19 protein-coding genes are annotated in these 20523 nt (G+C 52.0%); 14 read left to right on the top strand and 5 right to left on the bottom strand.

Going from position 1 to position 20523, the window contains the following annotated elements; genetic code table 11:
- Positions 1-23 precede the first annotated feature (23 nt).
- Entirely contained in the window at positions 24-1277 is a 1254-nt protein-coding gene (gene icd / locus H0247_RS02785) for an NADP-dependent isocitrate dehydrogenase (protein ID WP_180741144.1), read from the bottom strand.
- A gap of 131 nt (positions 1278-1408) precedes the next feature.
- Between icd and rluE the strand changes: the two genes are divergently transcribed.
- From rluE to H0247_RS02825, 8 genes are all read left to right on the top strand, one after another.
- Complete coding sequence (gene rluE, locus H0247_RS02790) at positions 1409-2035, top strand: 23S rRNA pseudouridine(2457) synthase RluE (protein WP_180741439.1); 627 nt, start codon at positions 1409-1411, stop codon at positions 2033-2035.
- Positions 2028-2474, top strand: a complete 447-nt coding sequence (locus H0247_RS02795; protein ID WP_180741145.1) for an NUDIX hydrolase — start codon at positions 2028-2030, stop codon at positions 2472-2474. Before rluE ends, H0247_RS02795 begins: the two co-directional genes overlap by 8 nt.
- A gap of 138 nt (positions 2475-2612) precedes the next feature.
- A complete protein-coding gene (gene mnmA, locus H0247_RS02800) occupies positions 2613-3719 on the top strand; it encodes a tRNA 2-thiouridine(34) synthase MnmA (RefSeq protein WP_180741146.1) in 1107 nt (368 codons plus the stop codon).
- A gap of 2 nt (positions 3720-3721) precedes the next feature.
- The gene (gene hflD, locus H0247_RS02805) at positions 3722-4360 is read left to right on the top strand and encodes a high frequency lysogenization protein HflD (protein WP_180741147.1); all 639 of its coding nucleotides are present in this window, start codon (positions 3722-3724) and stop codon (positions 4358-4360) included.
- Positions 4361-4509: 149 nt separating this feature from the next.
- The gene (purB, locus tag H0247_RS02810; protein ID WP_180741148.1) at positions 4510-5880 is read left to right on the top strand and encodes an adenylosuccinate lyase; all 1371 of its coding nucleotides are present in this window, start codon (positions 4510-4512) and stop codon (positions 5878-5880) included.
- 249 nt (positions 5881-6129) lie between these two features.
- Entirely contained in the window at positions 6130-6819 is a 690-nt protein-coding gene (phoP, locus tag H0247_RS02815) for a two-component system response regulator PhoP (protein ID WP_180741149.1), read from the top strand.
- Complete coding sequence (phoQ, locus tag H0247_RS02820) at positions 6816-8270, top strand: two-component system sensor histidine kinase PhoQ (protein WP_180741150.1); 1455 nt, start codon at positions 6816-6818, stop codon at positions 8268-8270. The genes phoP and phoQ overlap by 4 nt, the downstream gene beginning before the upstream one ends.
- A gap of 135 nt (positions 8271-8405) precedes the next feature.
- Positions 8406-9527 (top strand): cupin domain-containing protein, encoded by a 1122-nt coding sequence (locus H0247_RS02825; RefSeq protein ID WP_180741151.1) that lies wholly within the window; start codon positions 8406-8408, stop codon positions 9525-9527.
- A gap of 77 nt (positions 9528-9604) precedes the next feature.
- On the opposite strand, the gene pepT is transcribed toward H0247_RS02825, so the two are convergent.
- Entirely contained in the window at positions 9605-10837 is a 1233-nt protein-coding gene (gene pepT / locus H0247_RS02830) for a peptidase T (RefSeq protein WP_180741152.1), read from the bottom strand.
- A 370-nt stretch (positions 10838-11207) separates the two neighbouring features.
- Here pepT and potA point away from each other — a divergent pair, with 370 nt between their 5' ends.
- The 6 genes from potA (at position 11208) to H0247_RS02860 (ending at position 17007) form a co-directional block, all read left to right on the top strand.
- Complete coding sequence (gene potA, locus H0247_RS02835) at positions 11208-12338, top strand: spermidine/putrescine ABC transporter ATP-binding protein PotA (protein ID WP_180741153.1); 1131 nt, start codon at positions 11208-11210, stop codon at positions 12336-12338.
- Entirely contained in the window at positions 12322-13182 is an 861-nt protein-coding gene (potB, locus tag H0247_RS02840; protein ID WP_180741154.1) for a spermidine/putrescine ABC transporter permease PotB, read from the top strand. Before potA ends, potB begins: the two co-directional genes overlap by 17 nt.
- Positions 13179-13955 carry a spermidine/putrescine ABC transporter permease PotC gene (gene potC, locus H0247_RS02845; RefSeq protein WP_180741155.1) on the top strand — a complete coding sequence of 259 codons (777 nt, stop codon included), beginning with the start codon at positions 13179-13181 and terminating at the stop codon, positions 13953-13955. Before potB ends, potC begins: the two co-directional genes overlap by 4 nt.
- An 88-nt stretch (positions 13956-14043) precedes the next feature.
- Entirely contained in the window at positions 14044-15087 is a 1044-nt protein-coding gene (gene potD, locus H0247_RS02850) for a spermidine/putrescine ABC transporter substrate-binding protein PotD (RefSeq protein ID WP_180741156.1), read from the top strand.
- 379 nt (positions 15088-15466) lie between these two features.
- A complete protein-coding gene (locus H0247_RS02855; protein ID WP_180741157.1) occupies positions 15467-16099 on the top strand; it encodes a YbhB/YbcL family Raf kinase inhibitor-like protein in 633 nt (210 codons plus the stop codon).
- Between the two features lie 44 nt (positions 16100-16143).
- The gene (locus H0247_RS02860) at positions 16144-17007 is read left to right on the top strand and encodes an AraC family transcriptional regulator (RefSeq protein ID WP_180741158.1); all 864 of its coding nucleotides are present in this window, start codon (positions 16144-16146) and stop codon (positions 17005-17007) included.
- 111 nt (positions 17008-17118) lie between these two features.
- Here the strand turns inward: H0247_RS02860 and prc are convergent, their stop codons facing one another.
- The 3 genes from prc to H0247_RS02875 form a co-directional block, all read right to left on the bottom strand.
- The gene (gene prc / locus H0247_RS02865) at positions 17119-19134 is read right to left on the bottom strand and encodes a carboxy terminal-processing peptidase (protein WP_180741159.1); all 2016 of its coding nucleotides are present in this window, start codon (positions 19132-19134) and stop codon (positions 17119-17121) included.
- A gap of 19 nt (positions 19135-19153) precedes the next feature.
- Positions 19154-19900, bottom strand: a complete 747-nt coding sequence (gene proQ, locus H0247_RS02870) for an RNA chaperone ProQ (RefSeq protein ID WP_180741160.1) — start codon at positions 19898-19900, stop codon at positions 19154-19156.
- A gap of 84 nt (positions 19901-19984) precedes the next feature.
- Positions 19985-20491, bottom strand: a complete 507-nt coding sequence (locus H0247_RS02875) for a GAF domain-containing protein (RefSeq protein ID WP_180741161.1) — start codon at positions 20489-20491, stop codon at positions 19985-19987.
- Positions 20492-20523: the final 32 nt, after the last annotated feature.

Raw genomic sequence — 20523 nt, forward strand, 5'->3', positions numbered from 1 at the left:
ACTCATCTGCGCTGAACAGCAGATTACATATTATCGATGATGTCCTGAGCGAACTCGCTACACTTACGCAGCTTAGCACCTTCCATCAGACGTTCGAAATCGTAAGTCACGGTCTTGTTCTTGATCGCGCCTTCAACGCCCTTAACAATCAGGTCAGCCGCTTCGAACCATTGCAGGTGACGCAGCATCATTTCAGCAGACAGAATCACAGAACCTGGGTTCACTTTATCCTGACCCGCATATTTCGGTGCCGTACCGTGCGTGGCTTCGAACAGTGCACATTCGTCACCAATGTTCGCGCCTGGGGCGATACCGATACCGCCAACCTGTGCCGCCAGGGCATCAGAAATGTAGTCACCGTTCAGGTTCATACAAGCGATCACATCGTATTCAGCAGGACGCAGCAGGATTTGTTGCAGGAACGCATCGGCGATCACGTCTTTTACTACGATCTCTTTACCGGTGTTCGGGTTATTGATTTTCACCCACGGGCCGCCATCGATCAGCTCACCGCCGAATTCTTCACGCGCCAACTGGTATCCCCAGTCTTTGAACGCGCCTTCGGTGAATTTCATGATGTTGCCTTTGTGCACCAGCGTGACGGAATCACGATCGTTGGTAATCGCGTATTCGATTGCAGCGCGAACCAGACGTTTAGTGCCTTCTTCCGAACACGGCTTCACACCGATACCACACTGCTCAGGGAAACGGATTTTGTTAACGCCCATTTCTTCACGCAGGAATTTGATCACTTTGTCTGCTTCAGCAGAACCCGCTTTCCACTCGATACCTGCATAAATGTCTTCGGCGTTTTCGCGGAAGATCACCATGTCGGTCAACTCAGGCTGTTTAACCGGGCTAGGTGTACCTTCGTAGTAGCGTACCGGACGCAGGCAAACATACAGATCCAACTGTTGACGCAGTGCAACGTTCAGAGAACGAATACCACCGCCGACTGGCGTTGTCAGCGGGCCCTTAATCGCCACACGGTATTCACGGATCAAATCCAGCGTTTCGTCTGGCAGCCAGACATCTTTACCGTAGACCTGCGTGGATTTTTCACCGGTATAGATTTCCATCCAAGAAATCGCGCGCTTGCCCTGATAGGCTTTCTTCACGGCGGCGTTAACGACGTTGATCATGGCAGGCGTGACATCGATACCAATGCCGTCACCTTCGATAAACGGGATAACCGGATTGTTTGGAACAACCAGTTTACCTTGAGCATCAACCGTGATTTTCTGACCTTCTGTCGGTACAACTACTTTGCTTTCCATTAACCTCTCCTTCGAGCGCAATTTTGTTAATGACTTGTAAGATGCGTGTCAATACTACTTGAATATTTAGCCCGCGCCAATCGCAAACCATTTCGAGTATAATGCTTTTGTTTTCCGCGACTATAAAGATGATGAATAAATTCCCTGTTAAAAATCACAAAGTTAAACGATTCAGCTCACAGCCGGCAAAAAAAAGGCAACCTGATAACGCGCCGCGTCGAATCGTTTTGTTCAATAAACCCTTCGATGTCCTGCCACAATTCACTGATGAAGCCGGACGCCGCACGCTAAAAGACTACATTCCGGTTAGCGGTATTTATGCCGCCGGTCGTCTGGATCGCGACAGCGAAGGTCTGATGATTCTCACCAATGACGGCAAACTTCAGGCTCGACTCACCCAGCCAACGCAAAAAACAGCCAAAATTTACTATGTTCAGGTCGAAGGTATTCCTGACGATGCCGCGCTGACGCGCTTTCGTACCGGTCTGGATCTGAATGACGGAAAAACGCTGCCCGCAGGGGCGGAAATCGTACCGGAACCCAGCTGGCTGTGGGCACGTAATCCGCCCATACGCGAGCGTAAAAGCATTCCTGACTGCTGGCTAAAAATCACGCTGTATGAAGGGCGTAATCGGCAAGTCCGTCGTATGACGGCGAATATTGGGTATCCTACCTTGCGTCTAATTCGATACGGTATGGCCAATCAGACGGTAGAAAACCTGTTACCCGGAGAATGGAAGGAGATAGCGGATGTTTAAACCCCATGTGACAGTCGCCTGTGTGGTACAGGCCGAAAACCATTTTCTGGTCGTCGAAGAATTGATTAACGATAAATTATTGTGGAACCAACCCGCAGGGCATCTGGAGGCCGACGAAACGCTGATTCAGGCGGCAAGCCGTGAGCTATGGGAAGAAACCGGTATTCAGGCTACGCCGCAGAGTTTCTTGCGTCTGCACCAATGGATCGCGCCCGACAGCACGCCATTTTTACGCTTTTGCTTCGCGCTCGATCTGCCTGGGCGGGTTGCTACCCAACCGCACGACAGCGATATCGAATGCTGCCACTGGTTAACCGCCGAGGAAATTCTGCATTCGCGCCAGCTTCGTTCGCCGCTGGTGGCTGAAAGCATCCGCTGCTATCAGCAGCCAGAACGCTATCCGTTAACCGTACTGGGTGCGTTCAACTGGCCTTTCTAGGCATTCTGTTATTCCTGCCATACGTGAGCGAAGCGCCGCACAGCAGGAATAGCAATGCAGCCCGCAGTTCAACATGCTAAAATATGCCGCTTGTTTTTCGCATCAATGCGTCAGTAAATTTCAGTTCGTGAGACTTCCATGTCAGATAACAGCCAGAAGAAAGTGATTGTCGGTATGTCCGGCGGTGTTGATTCCTCCGTTTCCGCTTACCTGTTACAGCAACAGGGCTATCATGTTGAAGGCCTGTTCATGAAGAACTGGGAAGAGGACGACGACACGGAATATTGCTCGGCAGCCACCGACCTTGCCGATGCGCAAGCCGTTTGCGACAAGCTGGGTATCGAATTACATACCGTCAACTTTGCCGCTGAATATTGGGACAACGTTTTTGAACTCTTCCTTGAAGAATACAAAGCGGGCCGTACCCCCAATCCCGATATCCTGTGCAATAAAGAAATCAAATTCAAAGCCTTCCTGGAATTCGCCGCCGAGGATCTCGGTGCAGACTATATCGCGACAGGCCACTATGTTCGTCGCCATGACGTCGACGGCAAGAGCCGTTTGCTGCGCGGCATGGACGGCAACAAAGACCAGAGCTATTTTCTTTATACGCTGAGCCACGAACAGATCGCACAAAGTCTGTTCCCGGTCGGTGAGCTGGAAAAACCACAGGTGCGCAAGATCGCCGAAGCGCTTGAGCTGGCAACCGCCAAGAAGAAAGACTCTACCGGTATCTGCTTTATCGGCGAGCGCAAATTTACTGATTTTCTGGCGCGCTACCTGCCCGCACAGCCGGGTCCGATTCTGTCCGTCGACGACAACAAACCGATGGGACAACATCAGGGGCTGATGTACCACACGCTGGGGCAGCGTAAAGGCTTGGGCATCGGCGGCGTCAAAGACGGCGGCGAAGATCCCTGGTACGTGGTGGATAAAGATGTCGCTAATAATATTTTGTATGTCGCGCAGGGGCACGAACATCCTCGCCTGATGTCCTACGGCTTAATCGCACAACAGTTGCATTGGGTTGACCGTCAGCCGCTCACCGCTGAATTACGTTGTACGGTGAAAACCCGTTACCGTCAGGCGGATATCCCTTGCACCGTTACGCCACTTGGCGACGATCGCATTACCGTGCGTTTTGATGAGCCCGTTGCAGCCGTGACGCCGGGTCAATCCGCCGTTTTTTATCTGGACGACGTGTGCCTTGGCGGCGGCATCATTGAAGAACGCTTACAGGAGTAACCGTGGCTAAGAATTATTATGAGATTACGCTGGCGTTAGCGGGTATTTGCCAATCAGCGCATGTCGTCCAGCAGTTGGCCCATACCGGTCAGTGTAATAACGCTGCACTGCACACCTCGCTGAACAGCGTATTGAATCTCAACCCAGCATCCACGTTGGCCGTTTACGGCAATGACGAGCAAAACCTGAAAATTGGGGTGGAAACGCTGTTAGGTATTCTGAACACCAGCAGTAATAAAGGTGCCGGTGCGGAGTTATCACGCTATGCCTTCAGCCTGATTGCGCTAGAGCGCAAGCTGAAAGCGAAGCCTGCCGCACTTGATGAATTAGGTAAACGCATTGGACAGTTGGAGCGCCAACTGGAGCATTTCGAACTGCTTTCCGAAACGATTGTCAGCGCGCTGGCGGCAATTTACGTGGATGTCATCAGTACACTGGGTCCGCGTATTCAGGTTACCGGTTCGCCGGAAGTGCTGAAAAACAGTCAGGTGCAGGCAAAAGTGCGCGCGGCCCTGCTGGCCGGTATCCGCTCTGCGGTACTCTGGCAGCAAATTGGCGGTGGACGCCTACAGTTGATGTTCTCACGCGGCCAGTTGGTTAAAGAAGCGAAACAGATATTGGCGCGTTGCCCATCCGTTTGATGCTATTCTTGCCGCTATGACTGACGCTGGTGTGATTCACGCCAGCGTCACAAAATCGGTTGCCGTTATTTAAATCATTGTTTTTATTGAAATTAATTGTTTTTATTGAAATTAATCGTTATTGAAACCAATCTCAGGAGTTGCTTGCGATGGAATTATCCTCACTGACCGCCGTTTCCCCAATTGATGGACGCTACGGCGATAAAGTCAGCACGTTGCGCGCCATTTTCAGCGAATTCGGTTTGCTGAAATTCCGTGTGCAGGTTGAAGTACGTTGGCTGCAAAAACTGGCAGCCTGTGCAGAGATCCAGGAAGTTCCTGCATTTGACGCGGACGCAAACGCTTTCCTTGATAAAATTGTCGCCGAATTCAGTGAAGAAGATGCGGCACGCATTAAAACCATTGAGCGTACGACCAACCACGACGTGAAAGCCGTTGAATACTTCCTGAAAGAAAAGGTGGCCGCCATTCCTGCGCTGCACGCCGTCAACGAATTCATCCACTTCGCTTGTACGTCAGAAGATATCAACAACCTGTCTCACGCGCTGATGCTCGATACCGCTCGCCGCGACGTCATCCTGCCGCACTGGCGTCAAATCATTGATGCGCTGAAAACGCTGGCGCAGGAATACCGCGATATCCCGCTGCTTTCTCGCACACACGGTCAACCAGCCACGCCCTCCACCATCGGTAAAGAGTTCGCTAACGTGGCCTACCGCATGGAGCGTCAGTATCGTCAACTGCAACAAGTTGAGATTCTCGGCAAAATTAATGGCGCCGTCGGTAACTATAACGCCCATCTGGCTGCCTACCCAGAAGTGGACTGGCACCAGTTTAGCGAAAGCTTTGTCACCTCACTGGGCATCAACTGGAACCCGTATACCACGCAGATCGAGCCGCACGATTACATCGCCGAGTTGTTCGATTGCATCGCGCGTTTCAACACGATTTTGATCGACTTTGATCGTGATATCTGGGGCTACATCGCGCTGAATCACTTCAAGCAGAAAACGATTGCTGGCGAAATCGGTTCCTCCACCATGCCGCATAAAGTAAACCCGATTGACTTCGAAAACTCAGAAGGCAACCTGGGTCTGGCGAACGCCGTTCTGGCGCATCTGGCCAGCAAACTGCCGGTTTCTCGCTGGCAGCGTGACCTCACCGACTCCACCGTACTGCGTAATCTGGGCGTAGGTGTGGGCTATGCGCTGATTGCGTATCAGGCCACGATGAAAGGCATCAGCAAACTGGAGGTGAACCGCGATCGTCTGGCTGACGAACTGGATCACAACTGGGAAGTGCTGGCAGAACCGATCCAAACGGTCATGCGCCGTTACGGGATTGAAAAGCCGTACGAGAAATTGAAAGAGCTGACGCGCGGTAAACGCGTCGATGCCGCGGGTATTCAGGAATTTATCGATGGTCTGGCATTACCTGAAGCGGAAAAAACGCGGCTGAAGGCCATGACACCAGCCAACTACATCGGCCGCGCTATCGCAATGGTCGATGACCTGAAATAACCGTTCTCAAAACCGAACGTGACCTCTCTCTGGCGGGCGCCCTGCCCGCCAATTTTGTATAAGACCAAGCATTTTCAGCCCGTTTAAATCCGGTTTATTCTCCCTGTGGATAATTTAACAAATAAAATAAATAACGCTCTCTGCGTATAATGTTGATACGCGGGAGCGACATACGTGGCAGATGAAAGATAGGATACATAAAAATATTTCCATAAATATGACCCTATCTATTCGACAGAGGATATAACGATGCGGATTCTGGTCGTTGAAGATAATGTATTATTGCGCCACCATTTAACCGTTCAGATGATCGAAATGGGGCATCAGGTTGACGCTGCGTCTGACGCCAAAGAAGCGGATTATTTTCTGCATGAGAATATGCCGGACATCGCCATTATCGATCTCGGGTTACCCGATGAAGATGGCATGAGCATGATCCGTCGCTGGCGCGCGCATCAGGTCAAACTCCCGATTCTGGTGCTGACGGCACGTGAGGGCTGGCAGGACAAAGTTGCCGTACTGGAAGCCGGGGCGGACGATTACGTGACAAAACCGTTCCATATGGAAGAGGTCGTTGCGCGCCTGCAAGCGCTGATGCGACGCAACAGCGGGCTGGCATCGCAGGTCATCAGCCTGCCGCCCCTTGAGATCGACCTGTCACGCCGTGAGCTGGTAATCCACGGATCGCCTATCAAGCTCACCGCGTTCGAATACACCATTATCGAGACGCTGATTCGTAACAAAGGCAAGGTTGTCAGCAAAGAATCGCTGATGCTACAGCTGTATCCGGATGCAGAACTGCGGGAAAGTCATACCATCGACGTGCTAATGGGGCGACTGCGTAAGAAAATTCAGCAAGCAGAGGCACCTGATGTGATCACGACCGTGCGTGGACAAGGATATCGTTTTGATATTGATACGCCGTTAGGCTCAGTATGAGTGATAAGAAGCTGCCCTTCTCGCTTCGTATTCGTTTTTTACTCGCAACTGCGGCCATTGTGCTGGCGTTGTCGTTAGCCTATGGCGTCGTCGCCATTATCGGCTATAGCGTCAACTTTGATAAAACTTCATTCCGCTTGCTACGCGGCGAGAGTAACCTCTACTACAGCCTTGCACAGTGGCGCGATAACCAACTGAATATCATCACGCCGCCCGACGTTGATATCAATTTTCCTACACTGGTATTGATATATGATGAACACGGCAACATGATCTGGCGTGAAAAGCACGTTCCTGAGCTAGAAGCGCTGATCAAACCTGAGTGGCTGAACAAAACGGCCTACCACGAATTGGATACCGACACCGATACCAGCAGCGCGGTATTAACGGGTAATACCTTACTACTGAGCAGCCTGCGAGCGCTGAACGGCACACAAAGCAATGCGCTCACGCACTCCATCGCCGTGAACGTTTATCCGAAGACCGATCATCTTCCCTCCATCACTATTGTTGTTGTCGATCGCATTCCACAGGAGCTTCAACAACAAGACGTCGTATGGGAATGGTTCAGTTATGTGTTAATCGCCAACCTTCTGCTGGTGCTTCCACTGTTGTGGCTGGGCGCCCACTGGAGCCTACGTCCTATTCAGCATTTGGTAAAACAGATCGCCGAGCTGGAAAAAGGCACGCGCGAACAGCTGGATGAAAATCCACCGCGTGAGTTGTTCAGTCTGGTGAAAAACCTGAATATTCTGCTGAATAATGAACGCCAGCGCTACCATAAGTACCGCACGACGCTCACTGACCTCACTCACAGTTTGAAAACACCGCTGGCCGTTTTGCAGACCACATTACGCGCGCTGCGTACCGGTAAAGAGATCACTATCGATCAGGCTGAGCCTATTATGCTGGCGCAGATCAGCCGTATTTCGCAGCAGATTGGCTATTACCTGCATCGCGCCAGCGTACGCTCCGAACATAATTTACTGATACGCGAAGTGCACTCGGTTCCTGCGCTGCTGGATGGCCTGTGTTCCGCGCTGAACAAGGTGTACCAACGCAAAGGCGTCGTGCTGACGCTCGATATTCCGCCCGAACTGACCTTTGTCGGTGAGAAGAATGATTTCATGGAAGTAATGGGCAATATTCTTGATAACGCCTGTAAATACTGTCTGGAGTTTGTCGAGATTAGCGTGCAATACTCCGATCACAAACTGCATCTGATTGTTGATGACGACGGCCCCGGTATCCCTGAGAGTAAGCGCGAAATGATTTTCCTGCGAGGGCAGCGTGCTGACCGCATGCGTCCCGGACAAGGTATCGGCCTCGCCGTGGCCGTCGAAATTATCGAACAGTATCAAGGTGAGATCCTCATCAGCGACAGCACACTGGGCGGTGCCCGAGTCGAAGCCATTTTCTCCCGCCAGAACCTGAGTCAGAATGAGGGGTGAAAGGCAGTACAGCGCGCGATGCTTCCGCTATACTTATTGCCACAATGCGGATTGTTTTAAAATACTGATTATTTCAAGAAAAATCATGTCTTCAAGAACAGTCATTTCCTCAAAAACGAGTTTCTGGAAAACGGTATGGACTATCAGCTCAATCTCGACTGGCAGGATTTTTTAGCGAACTACTGGCAAAAGCGCCCACTCCTGATTAAAGGCGGCTTCACGCATTTTATCGATCCGATTTCACCTGATGAACTCGCTGGTCTGGCGTTGGAAAACGAGGTCGATAGCCGTCTGGTCAGCCATCAGAACGGACGCTGGCAAGTCAGCCACGGCCCTTTCGAGAGCTATGATCATCTGGGGGAAAGTAACTGGTCACTGCTGGTACAGGCGGTCGATCACTGGCATGAGCCTTCTTCTGCCTTGATGCAGCCATTTCGCCAACTGCCGGACTGGCGTACTGATGATTTGATGATTTCATTTTCTGTTCCCGGCGGTGGCGTAGGGCCGCACTTGGATCAGTATGATGTGTTCATCATTCAGGGAACGGGACGTCGCCGCTGGCGCATCGGTGAAAAAATACCGATGAAGCAGCACTGCCCCCACCCAGACCTGCTACAAGTCGAGCCGTTTGACGCGATTATTGATGAAGAGCTGGAACCGGGCGATATCATTTATATTCCACCAGGTTTCCCACATGAAGGTTATTCGCTGGAGGACTCGCTGAACTATTCTGTGGGCTTCCGTGCGCCAAATGCACGCGAGCTGGTCAGCGGCTTTGCGGATTATGTGCTTTCACGTGAGCTTGGCAGCCATCGCTACAGCGATCCCGAGATTCTCTCTCGTGAGCATATCGCCAGCGTGCTGCCGCAAGAACTGGATGCGCTGCAAAAAATGATGCTGGATTTGGTGCAACAACCAGAGCATTTTCAGAATTGGTTCGGTGAGTTTATTTCCCAATCCCGCCACGAGCTTGATCTTTCACCACCGGAGCCACCTTATCAGGCAGGCGAGGTGTATGACTATCTGCAACAAGGTGAGCCGCTGCGCCGTTTAGGCGGCTTGCGAGTCGTCTGTGTTGGGGAGAGTTGCTTCGTTAACGGAGAGAAAGTGAATAGCACACACAAGGCGGCGTTGTTTACGTTGGCAGAGCACCCGACCATCGATGCGGAGCAACTGGGCGATGCACTGGACGACCCGTCCTTCCTCGCGCAACTTACGGTGCTGATCAACAGCGGCTACTGGTACTTCGCGGATTAAGGCCAAGCCTGAATAGCGGTTTGCACCATAATAAGGCGGGATATTCCCGCCTTATTCGTCTCTATAGAATAGAAGCGTTACGGCTTTGCCCGCAGCGCCGTCAGTTCCGCAATACGCATAATCACAGAGACCGCCTTTTCCATGCCTTCCAGCGTGACAAATTCGTGTTTGCCATGATAGTTGTAGCCGCCGGTAAACAGGTTCGGGCACGGTAGCCCCTGAAATGACAGATGTGCGCCGTCAGTGCCGCCACGAATCGGTTTCATATTCGGCTCAATATCGCAATCCCGCATCGCCTGCTGCGCCAGCGCAATAATGTGCGGATGCTGCTCAACCTGCTCACGCATGTTGTAATAGGTATCGGTAATCGTAACCTCAATGTAGCAATCCGGGTGCAGCCCCGCGCCGACTTTTTCCGCAATATCCAACATCGTCTGTTTACGCTGCTCAAAGCCGTTGCGGTCAAAATCCCGAACGATGTAATGCAAGTCTGCGCGTTCCACAGAACCTTTCATGCTATGAAGATGATAAAATCCGTGATAACCATCCGTTTGTTCTGGCGATTGGCTCTCCGGCACCTGTTGGTGATAGTGTGAGGCGAGCGTCAGCGCATTCACCATCACCCCTTTGGCGCTGCCGGGATGCACATTGTTGCCGACAATTTTCACCTGAACCGAAGCAGCGTTAAAATTCTCATACTCCAGTTCGCCAACACCGCCGCCGTCCACGGTATAGGCCCACTGTGCGTTAAACGCTTTCACATCAAAAAATTGCGCGCCCTTGCCAATTTCTTCATCAGGCGTAAAGGCAACGCGAATATCGCCGTGCGGGAGCTGGCTTTTTTTCAGGCGCACCAACGCGGTCATAATTTCCGCAATCCCTGCTTTATCATCAGCCCCCAGAAGCGTTTTGCCATCGGTGGTAATCAGCGTCTGCCCCAGTAACTGGTGTAACACTGGGAACATCACCGGTGACAGCACTTCGTCCCCCACCCCTAGGGCAATATCGCCGCCGCGGTAGTTTTCCAGAATCTGCGGATTAACATTCTTGCCGCTAAAATCCGGTGAGGTATCCATATGTGAAATGAAGCCGATAGCCGGAACGGGCCAGGCAACGTTAGCCGGAAGCGTCGCCATCAGGCAGCCCTGTTTGCTGAGTACAACCTGTTCAAATCCCAGATCGAGCAATTCTTGCTGCAACGCACGCGCCAGTTTCAGTTGACCGTCAGTGCTCGGCACATGCCGGACACCGGATTTAGACTGTGTATCAAATGAAACGTAGTTCAAAAATCTGTCGAGTAATTTATCCATCTTATTTATGCCCCCTGAACCCTGAAAGGCATTATGGATAGGGCTACCGCGGTAGATATTGCGTCAGGTCAGCTTTTTCCCGATTTAACAAATCGTCATACCAGAATTCAGGTCCAAAAGCGGCCACGAGGTCACGAGTAATGACCCAATAAGGTAACAATTAAGAAACATTTTCGCTAATTCAGTGACTGAATCACCACCGTTCAGTCGTCAATCGGCCGGAAGTGGGGTCACACAAGTTGGCGTTAAGCAACGTTTCCCGTAAAATGCCGCCCTTAACTGCGCACGCTGTCTGAAAGGTGATAACCCTTGGTACGATGCAACGGCGATACCGTTGGTCGGCCAAATCAGGAAATAGAGCCCGACCTTAATGAAAGAAAACGCCCTAACTATGCCGGCCATTGATATGCCGGTCATTGAATTGCTCAACGTCCATAAAAGCTTTGATGGCAAAGACATCATTTCCCATTTTAATCTCACCATTAATAACGGTGAGTTTCTGACGATCCTCGGGCCATCCGGCTGTGGCAAAACCACCGTACTGCGCCTGATTGCCGGTCTGGAAACGGTCGATAGCGGCAACGTAATGCTGGAAAAGCAGGACATCACCCATCAGCCCGCCGAGCAGCGGCACGTTAATACCGTATTTCAAAGTTATGCCCTGTTTCCTCACCTCAGCGTGTTTGAGAACGTGGCGTTTGGCCTGCGCATGCAGAAAACGCCCGCCACAGAGATTACGCCACGCGTGATTGACGCGCTGAAAATGGTGCAGTTAGAGGAACTGGCACAGCGCCGTCCGCACCAGTTGTCCGGCGGTCAGCAACAGCGCGTAGCCATCGCCCGCGCCGTCGTTAATCAGCCGAAGGTTCTGTTGCTGGATGAATCCCTGTCCGCGCTCGATTATAAGCTGCGTAAGCAGATGCAGAACGAATTGAAGGCGCTGCAACGTAAGCTGGGTATCACCTTTATTTTCGTCACGCACGATCAGGAAGAAGCACTGACCATGTCCGACCGTATCGTGGTGATGCGCGACGGACGTATTGAGCAAGACGGCACGCCGCGTGAGATCTACGAAGAGCCGAAAAACCTGTTCGTCGCCAGCTTTATCGGTGAAATCAATATCTTTGATGCCATCGTGCTGGAGCCGTTGGACGAACAGCGGGTGCGCGCTCAGGTCGAAGGCCATGAGTGCGTTATCACCGCAAGCTTTCCGGTCACCGTCGGCCAACACCTCAACGTACTGCTGCGGCCGGAAGATTTACGCGTCGAAGAACTGGCCGACGGTATGCAGGCGGAAGGCATGGTGGGTTACGTGCGCGAGCGCAACTATAAAGGCATGACGTTGGAATCCAACATCGAGTTGGAAAGCGGCAAGATGGTCATGGTCAGCGAGTTCTTTAACGAAGACGATCCCGACTTCGATCATTCACTCAACCAGAAAGTCGACGTCACCTGGGTGGAAAGCTGGGAGGTTGTCCTGCACGATGAAGAAGTCGCGTAAACGCTTTCAAAACACCATTATCACACTCATCGTTGCCTGGCTGGTGCTGTTCGTTTTCCTGCCCAACCTGATGATTATCGGCACCAGTTTTCTGACGCGCGATGACACGCATTTCGTCAGCCTGGTCTTTACGCTGGAAAACTATACGCGACTGGCCGATCCGCTTTATGCTTCCGTCCTGCTGCATTCGCTGAATATGGCCGTTATCGCCACGCTCTGTTGCCTGCTGCTGGGCTATCCGTTTGCTTTTATTCTGGCGCGCTTACCGAAAAAAATTCAGCCGTTGATGCTATTTCTGCTGATTGTGCCGTTTTGGACCAACTCGCTAATCCGCATTTACGGGCTAAAAATCTTTCTCAGTACGCGCGGCCATCTGAATGAATTTCTGCTCTGGACTGGCCTGATTGATACGCCGCTACGGATCATGTACACCTCCGAAGCCGTGATTCTCGGCCTGATTTATATCCTGCTGCCTTTCATGGTGCTGCCGCTCTACTCCAGCATTGAAAAGCTCGATAAATCCTATCTGGAAGCCGCCCGCGATCTGGGGGCGAATAAATGGCAGACCTTTACTCGCGTGGTGATCCCGCTCACCATGCCGGGGATTATCGCCGGCTGCCTGCTGGTGCTGCTGCCTGCCATGGGCTTGTTCTTCGTTGCCGACCTGATGGGCGGTGCCAAGAATTTGCTGATCGGTAACGTCATTAAAAGCCAGTTCCTCAACATCCGCGACTGGCCGTTTGGTGCGGCCACCAGCATCTGCCTGACGTTGGTCATGGGCGTGCTGCTGTTTATCTACTACCGCACAGCCCGCCTGCTGAACAAAAAGGGAGAGCTGGAATGACCGGACGCTTAATCCGCGGTGGATTTATGTCCATCATTTACGCTTACCTGTACATCCCGATCATTATTCTGATCGTGAATTCCTTTAATCAGGCGCGCTTTGGCATCAACTGGCAGGGATTTACGCTGGATTGGTATCGGCTCCTGATGAACAATGACAGCCTGCTTCAGGCCGCACAGCATTCGCTGACGATGGCCATGTTCTCCGCCACCTTCGCCACGCTAGTTGGCTCCCTGACGGCCGTTGCGCTATACCGCTACCGTTTTCGCGGCAAGCCTTTTGTCGGCGGCATGTTGTTCGTGGTGATGATGTCGCCGGATATCGTGATGGCCATTTCACTGCTGGTGCTTTTTATGCTGTTGGGCATCTCACTCGGTTTCTGGTCGCTACTGTTTTCCCACATCACGTTCTGCCTGCCATTTGTGGTGGTAACCGTCTATTCACGCCTGAAAGGATTTGATGTGCGGATGCTGGAAGCCGCACGTGATTTGGGTGCCAGCGAAGTGATTATTCTGCGCAAAATCATTCTTCCGCTGGCGATGCCGGCAGTGGCTGCGAGTTGGTTGCTCAGTTTTACGTTATCGATGGATGACGTAGTCGTGTCCTCGTTTGTCACTGGCCCTGCGTATGAAATTCTGCCATTGAAGATTTACTCGATGGTGAAAGTTGGCGTATCCCCTGAAGTCAACGCGCTGGCGACGATTTTACTCATTCTGTCGCTCGGGCTGGTGCTCAGTAGCCAACTGATTTTACGCGACCGCACTGGAAAGTAAGGCAGCGGCGAACGTCATGCACATCTGATTTTCATGCCCGCTGAAAACAACGGGCATTTCCTTTGGGACTTGTAAGGAGGTAAACATAATGAAAACGTGGCCACACCTACTGGCAGCCTGCGCGCTGGCGCTTGGCATCAGCACCGCTAATGCCAATGATAGCAAAACGCTCTATTTCTATAACTGGACCGAATACGTGCCGCCAGGCCTGTTGGAGCAGTTCACCAAAGAGACGGGCATCAAGGTGATTTATTCCACCTATGAATCCAACGAGAGTATGTATGCCAAGCTGAAAACCTATAAGGACGGCGCCTACGATCTGGTTGTCCCATCAACCTATTTCATCTCCAAGATGAGTAAGGAAGGCATGCTGCAAAAGATTGATACCAGCAAGCTCAGCAACTTCCATAATCTCGATCCAAACCTGCTGCATAAATCCTTCGATCCGAACAATGACTACTCGATTCCCTATATCTGGGGCGCCACGGCAATGGGTGTTAATCACGACGTGATTGACCCCACCAGCGTCACCCGTTGGGCCGATTTGTGGGATACCAAGTACAAAAATAGCCTGCTGCTGACGGATGACGCGCGTGAAGTGTTCCAAATCGCCCTGCGTAAGCTGGGGTACTCGGCGAATACCACCGACCCGGAAGAGATTGAGTCGGCCTATAAAGAGCTGCAAGCTCTGATGCCGAACGTCCTGGCGTTCAACTCGGATAACCCCGGTAACCCGTTCATTGAGGGTGAAGTCAACCTGGGTATGGTGTGGAACGGTTCTGCCTACGTGGCGCGTCAGGCGGGAACACCGCTGGATGTTATCTGGCCGAAAGAAGGTGGCATCTTCTGGATGGACAGTCTGGCGATTCCGGCCAATGCCAAAAACGTTGACGGCGCGATGAAGCTGATCGACTTCCTGCTACGCCCAGAAGTCGCGGCACAGGTTGCGGAAACGATCGGCTATCCAACGCCGAACCTGGCGGCGAAAAAGTTACTACCGCCGGAAGTGTCAGGGGACAAAACGCTGTACCCGGATGATGAAACCATCGCGAAAGGCGAATGGCAGAACGACGTTGGCAGCGCCAGCACGCTGTATGAAACCTACTTCCAGCAGCTAAAAGCGGGTCGTTAATCGCGCACGCTATCGCGATACAGATCGACTTTCTCTATCGGAATCGGCAGACCGTTAGCAAACCTATTTGCCGAACGAAAACGGGAGTAACGGAATAGAAGAGTAAAGCTTTTGCCCCAGGGACAAAAGCGTCAGGAACGCTTTTGGACGTACTTGCAGCGTCTTTACGATCTATCCGTTACTACCGCTCGACGCGCTTTATCTGCAACCTCTAGCCTTCATTACCATAAACTATGTTTCTACTCTGATTACAAATATCATCTCAAGCCCTCAAATTGAAAGCTAAAAGCATTATTCTGACGGCATTAGGAAAATAATTGTGCTCAGCTTCTTCTATAATGATGCCACACCCACCGGAATCACGATAAGGAGCACCACCATGCTACAACTCTCCAGCCACAGTTTTCAGGACGGCGGCACTATCCCGGGCGAGTTTGCCTTTGCCGTACCGGACGCAAATAGCCACATTGCACTGTCTTCTAACCACAATCCTCATCTTGCCTGGCACGGCGCGCCCGAAGGGACGCAGTCTTTCGTGTTGATCTGCCACGATCCGGATGTACCCAGCCGCGGTGACGATGTGAATCAGGAAGGCCGCGAGGTAAGCGCTTCTCTGCCGCGTGTCGATTTCTACCATTGGCTATTGCTCGATATTCCGGCCAACGTCAGTGAGATTACTGCCGCCTCGCATTCCACGAGTATCACTCCGCGTGGGAAAACCGGCCCGGATGCCCCCTCCGAGCTCCGACACGGCATTAATGACTACACCGTCTGGTTCGCCACGGACGAGCAGATGAAAGGCACCTACTATGGCTATGACGGCCCTTGCCCGCCGTGGAACGATGCACTCGTTCATCATTACATCTTCACGCTTTACGCCCTTGCGACACCGTCTTTGACGATAGAAGGCGAACTTAATGGGGAAAATGTCCGTGCTGCGCTGGCTAACGCGCCAGTATTAGCAGAAGCGAAACTCACTGGGCTGTATACGTTGAACCCTGCATTGTTGTGATAATAATACGTGGTGATAATGATGCGCTATAAGCATGGCGGGCAATGAGCGTGACCGTATTACGCTCATCGACTCCGCCTTTTCGTGAGGCGGACTGGACATTGCCGTTAGGCCAGCCGCTACAGCGGTTCGGCCTGTGTGCGCTAGCTCAGCCGCACTTGCGCACGCCGCAGCAGACAACGCGCTTTCATTTTTATGAAGCCACGCTGCTGCTGGTTCTCTCCGGCAAATTAACCCTTATTGAGCAGGGCGGCACGACAGTTATCGACACCCCGTCTCAACTTTGCCTGATTACGCCTGATGCCAGTGCTGATTTGACGAAAACGCCCAGCGGTCATGACGCCGTTTTTCGGTCACTCTTTCTAACCTTCTCACCCCCGCTTCTGGCGCGTTTTTATCATCGCTATCCCGAAAAATTGTCACCTGTACATCCTCCAGCGCCTTTCACGCACCTCTTACTGGATGGCGATCTGACTCATACCTTGCAGTATCTGGTTGAGGGAATGACGAGCAACACGCTCACTGAATCGCGTCTCGAACTGCGGCTGATGGATATGCTGCTTGTACTGTCGGAACGGGGATATCGCTTTGGTGTACCGCCACAGCCCAGCGTTACCGCTCAGCTACGTACGCTTATCAGCGAAGAGCCGGAGCGTCACTGGACCGCACAGTCTGCGGGACGACGACTGGCGATGAGCGAAGCCACGCTGCGCCGGAGGTTATCCGTCGAGCAAACACGCTTTGAAGTGCTGTTGCTAGAGACGCGAATGCAACACGCGATGATGCTGGTACAGACGACATCATGGAGTATGCAGCGTCTGGCCGAAGCCTGCGGGTATAAATCCTCAGCGCGTTTTTCCGAACGGTTTAAAACCCGTTTTGGCTGTTCACCCACCAAGATCCGTTAATCGTCATCAACAGCTCCGCGCTTTCATCCCAAAACGCTCAACGTAAGTTAAAAAAACGCCCTGTTGGATAGACCAGACAGGGCATTTATTTATCAGAACGATTTTAGCGACTTACTCTTTCTGCTCCTGTGCCAAATCGTGAGCGATTTTCACCGTTTCATCCAGATAAGGATCGGGAGCCTGATAGTCCTTCGGCAGATCTTCCAGCGATTTGAGCGGTTTTTTACCTTCTCTTGCCAGTCGATCGTTAATCCGCTTCAGACGCATCGCTTCATCATCGTCGTTCTCTTTCTCGCGCTGGGCAAGATTCAGCGACACAATGTTGCGTTTATCCTTCATCGCATTGTAGCGAGCGATATCTTGTGCGACGTACTGGAACTCAGGATCTTTGGCGATACGTTCCTGATGGCGCTCATTCAGTGTGCTAATCAGCGCCTTCAAATCGCCACTCTTCGTATAGTTAGCCGCTTTGATGCTGTCCCACGGCAGCGCGTTGTCTTCAAACTTCTCGCCGGTATCGACCGTTTCGGTGCCGGTTGGCATCATTACGTCAGGCGTTACCCCCTTCATCTGGGTACTACCGCCGTCAATACGATAGAACTTCTGAATCGTATATTGCACGGATCCCAGCGCTGGCCAGTCAGGACGCAACATCTGATCGTAAATCCGATTCAGCGAACGATATTGCTGCACGGTGCCTTTACCGAACGTCGGCTCACCCACGATCAAGGCACGACCATAATCCTGCATGGCCGCCGCGAAGATCTCGGAGGCGGAAGCACTGAAACGGTCTACCAGTACCACCAGCGGGCCTTTGTAATACACAATGCCGTCGGTGTCGCTGTCTTCACGCACTTTGCCATTATTATCGCGCACCTGCACCACCGGGCCGCCTGGGATAAACAGGCCGGAAAGCCCTACCGCTTCCGTCAGCGCACCGCCGCCGTTAGTACGTAAGTCAATCACAATACTGTTGACGTTCTGTTTTTCCAGCTTCTGAAGCTGAACTTTTACATCATCCGTCAGGCCGACATAGAAGCCAGGGATATCCAACACGCCGACTTTATCTTTGCCGACTGTCTTGACGGACATTTTGACCGCACGGTCTTCAAGACGAATACGTTCGCGCGTCAGCGTAACAATACGGGTTTTCGTCCCTTTTCCTGCGGGCAGAATTTCCAGACGCACCTTACTGCCTTTCGGCCCTTTAATCAGCGCGACCACATCATCCAGACGCCAACCGATAACATCGACCATCGGTTTGCCGTTTTGACCTACACCAACGACACGGTCACCCACGGTAATGTTTTTACTTTTCGCTGCCGGACCGCCAGGCACCATGGAATTAATCATGGTGTAGTCATCATCCATTTGCAGCACCGCACCAATCCCTTCGAGCGACAGGCTCATTTCGGTATTGAATTGCTCGGTGTTACGCGGTGACAGATAGCTGGTATGCGGGTCGATTTCACGCGCAAAGGCGTTCATGACGAGTTGGAAAACATCTTCGCTGTTGCTCTGCGCCAAACGGCGAATCGCAAACTGGTAACGCTTGGTTAGCGTCTCTTTGATGTCTTTATCATCTTTACCGGTCAGCTTCAGGCTGAGCCAGTCATATTTCACCTTGGCATCCCACAGGCGGTTAAGCTCACCGACGTTCTGCGGCCAAGGCGCTTTGCTACGATCGAGCTCAAACGTGTCATTGCCCGTCAGATCGATTGGTTTATCCAGTAGCGACAGCGCATATTGAAAACGCTCAAACCGACGCTTCTGCGCCAGATTGTACAACGCGTACGGAACGTCCAACTGACCGGATTTCAGCGCGTCACCCAACTGGGCTTTTTGCCCGGAAAATTGCGCCACATCAGAGGCCAACAGCACGTTGTGGCTGTAGTCCAGCATGTTGAGGTAGCGGTTAAAAATTTTCTCAGAGAACTGCGCATCCAGCATAAACTGGCGATAATGTGAACGCAGGAAACGTGAGGCCACCCTGTCGCTAACGGTAGCATGTTGAGGCTCCTGATGTAGCTGAGGGATCTGCTCAACACGCGTAATGTTTTCATTTGCAAAACTAGAGCCCGCCAGCAGTAAGCCTGCGATGGCGGTTATTCTGACTAAGTTGTTCATGCCCAGGTTGGCCTCCGTATCAGAACTGCAAATGTTCTGCGCGTACAATCATTGCCAGTCCAGAAGCCAATTGCACTCTGACTTCGCCTTTGGCAATTTCAAGCACGGTGGCATCCATGGCGTCTTTGCCGGCTCTGACTTTGATTTCCTGACCGATTTGCAGTTTGGAAACATCCGTAACCGCGACCCGCTGACGCTCATTGTTGGCAGGTTTTACCTGACGAGATTGAGCATTAGCAGATGGCTGAGAAGAGGACTGCGATGGGTCGGAAGAAGACTGACGAGGTTTACGCTGTGCATGGTTTTGAGAAGCACGGTTTTGAGAAGCATCGCGACGTGGCGCGCGCTTCTGAGCGGGACGAGGAGCACGTGCCGCGTCTGCCGATTCTCCGGCTGCTTCACGTTTTTTCGCCTGCTGCTCAGCACGCTGAGCCTGAACTCGCGCTTTCGCTTCTTCCAACTGCGTGCGGGCATGATCGACATGCTGCTGTTCCAACTCGCCACACGGATTACCATCCAGATCGACACGTTGGGCACCCAATTTTACACCGTACAGATAGCGCCAGCTTGAGGTGTACAGACGCAGCGCAGAGCGTAATTGCGTCTTACTGACGTTATCGGACTCCGGTACACGCTCAACAAGATCCTGAAAAATACCGATCTTTAACGGACGCGTTTCACCTTCAGTGGTGAAACAAAGCGGGAACCGCTCTGCCAAAAAGGCAATAACTTCTTTACTACTGTTCAACTTAGGTTGATTTTCCATGAAATTTCCTGATTACAACGGGTTTGCCAACCGGCGCAGGCATGAACAGGCGTCATTATAATGACGCCATCGGCAATTGCCACGTTAACCTTGTCTCAACATGAGAGAATTGATGAATGTCATCACATCGCTCGCTTCCAGTTGAGCACAAAGTACGCTAACTACGGCCTTCAGCCCTTCTTCATCATCCGCGTCAAAACGCCGATAAAGAGGACTGTCAATATCCAGAACGCCAATCACTTGCCCGTTCACGACAAGCGGTAGCACGATTTCTGCGTTACTCGCGGCATCACAGGCGATATGACCGGGGAACGCATGGACATCATCCACGCGCTGAATGCGATTTTCAGCTATCGCCGCACCGCATACACCTTTGCCAACAGGAATACGCACACAGGCAACCTTGCCCTGAAACGGTCCCAGGAAAAGCGTGTCGTTATCCAACAGGTAAAATCCTGCCCAGTTAACCCCATCCAAACGCTCAAACAGCAACGCACTACTGTTTGATAAGATCGTAATAAAACGGTTTTCATCCGCGATAAGCGATGACATGTCGCGAACGAGATCCTGATAAAATTCTTGTTTATTCATAACGTATTATTCATAACGTATAGCGTTGTCTT

Source organism: Pectobacterium sp. CFBP8739, assembly GCF_013449375.1.
GTDB lineage: Bacteria > Pseudomonadota > Gammaproteobacteria > Enterobacterales > Enterobacteriaceae > Pectobacterium.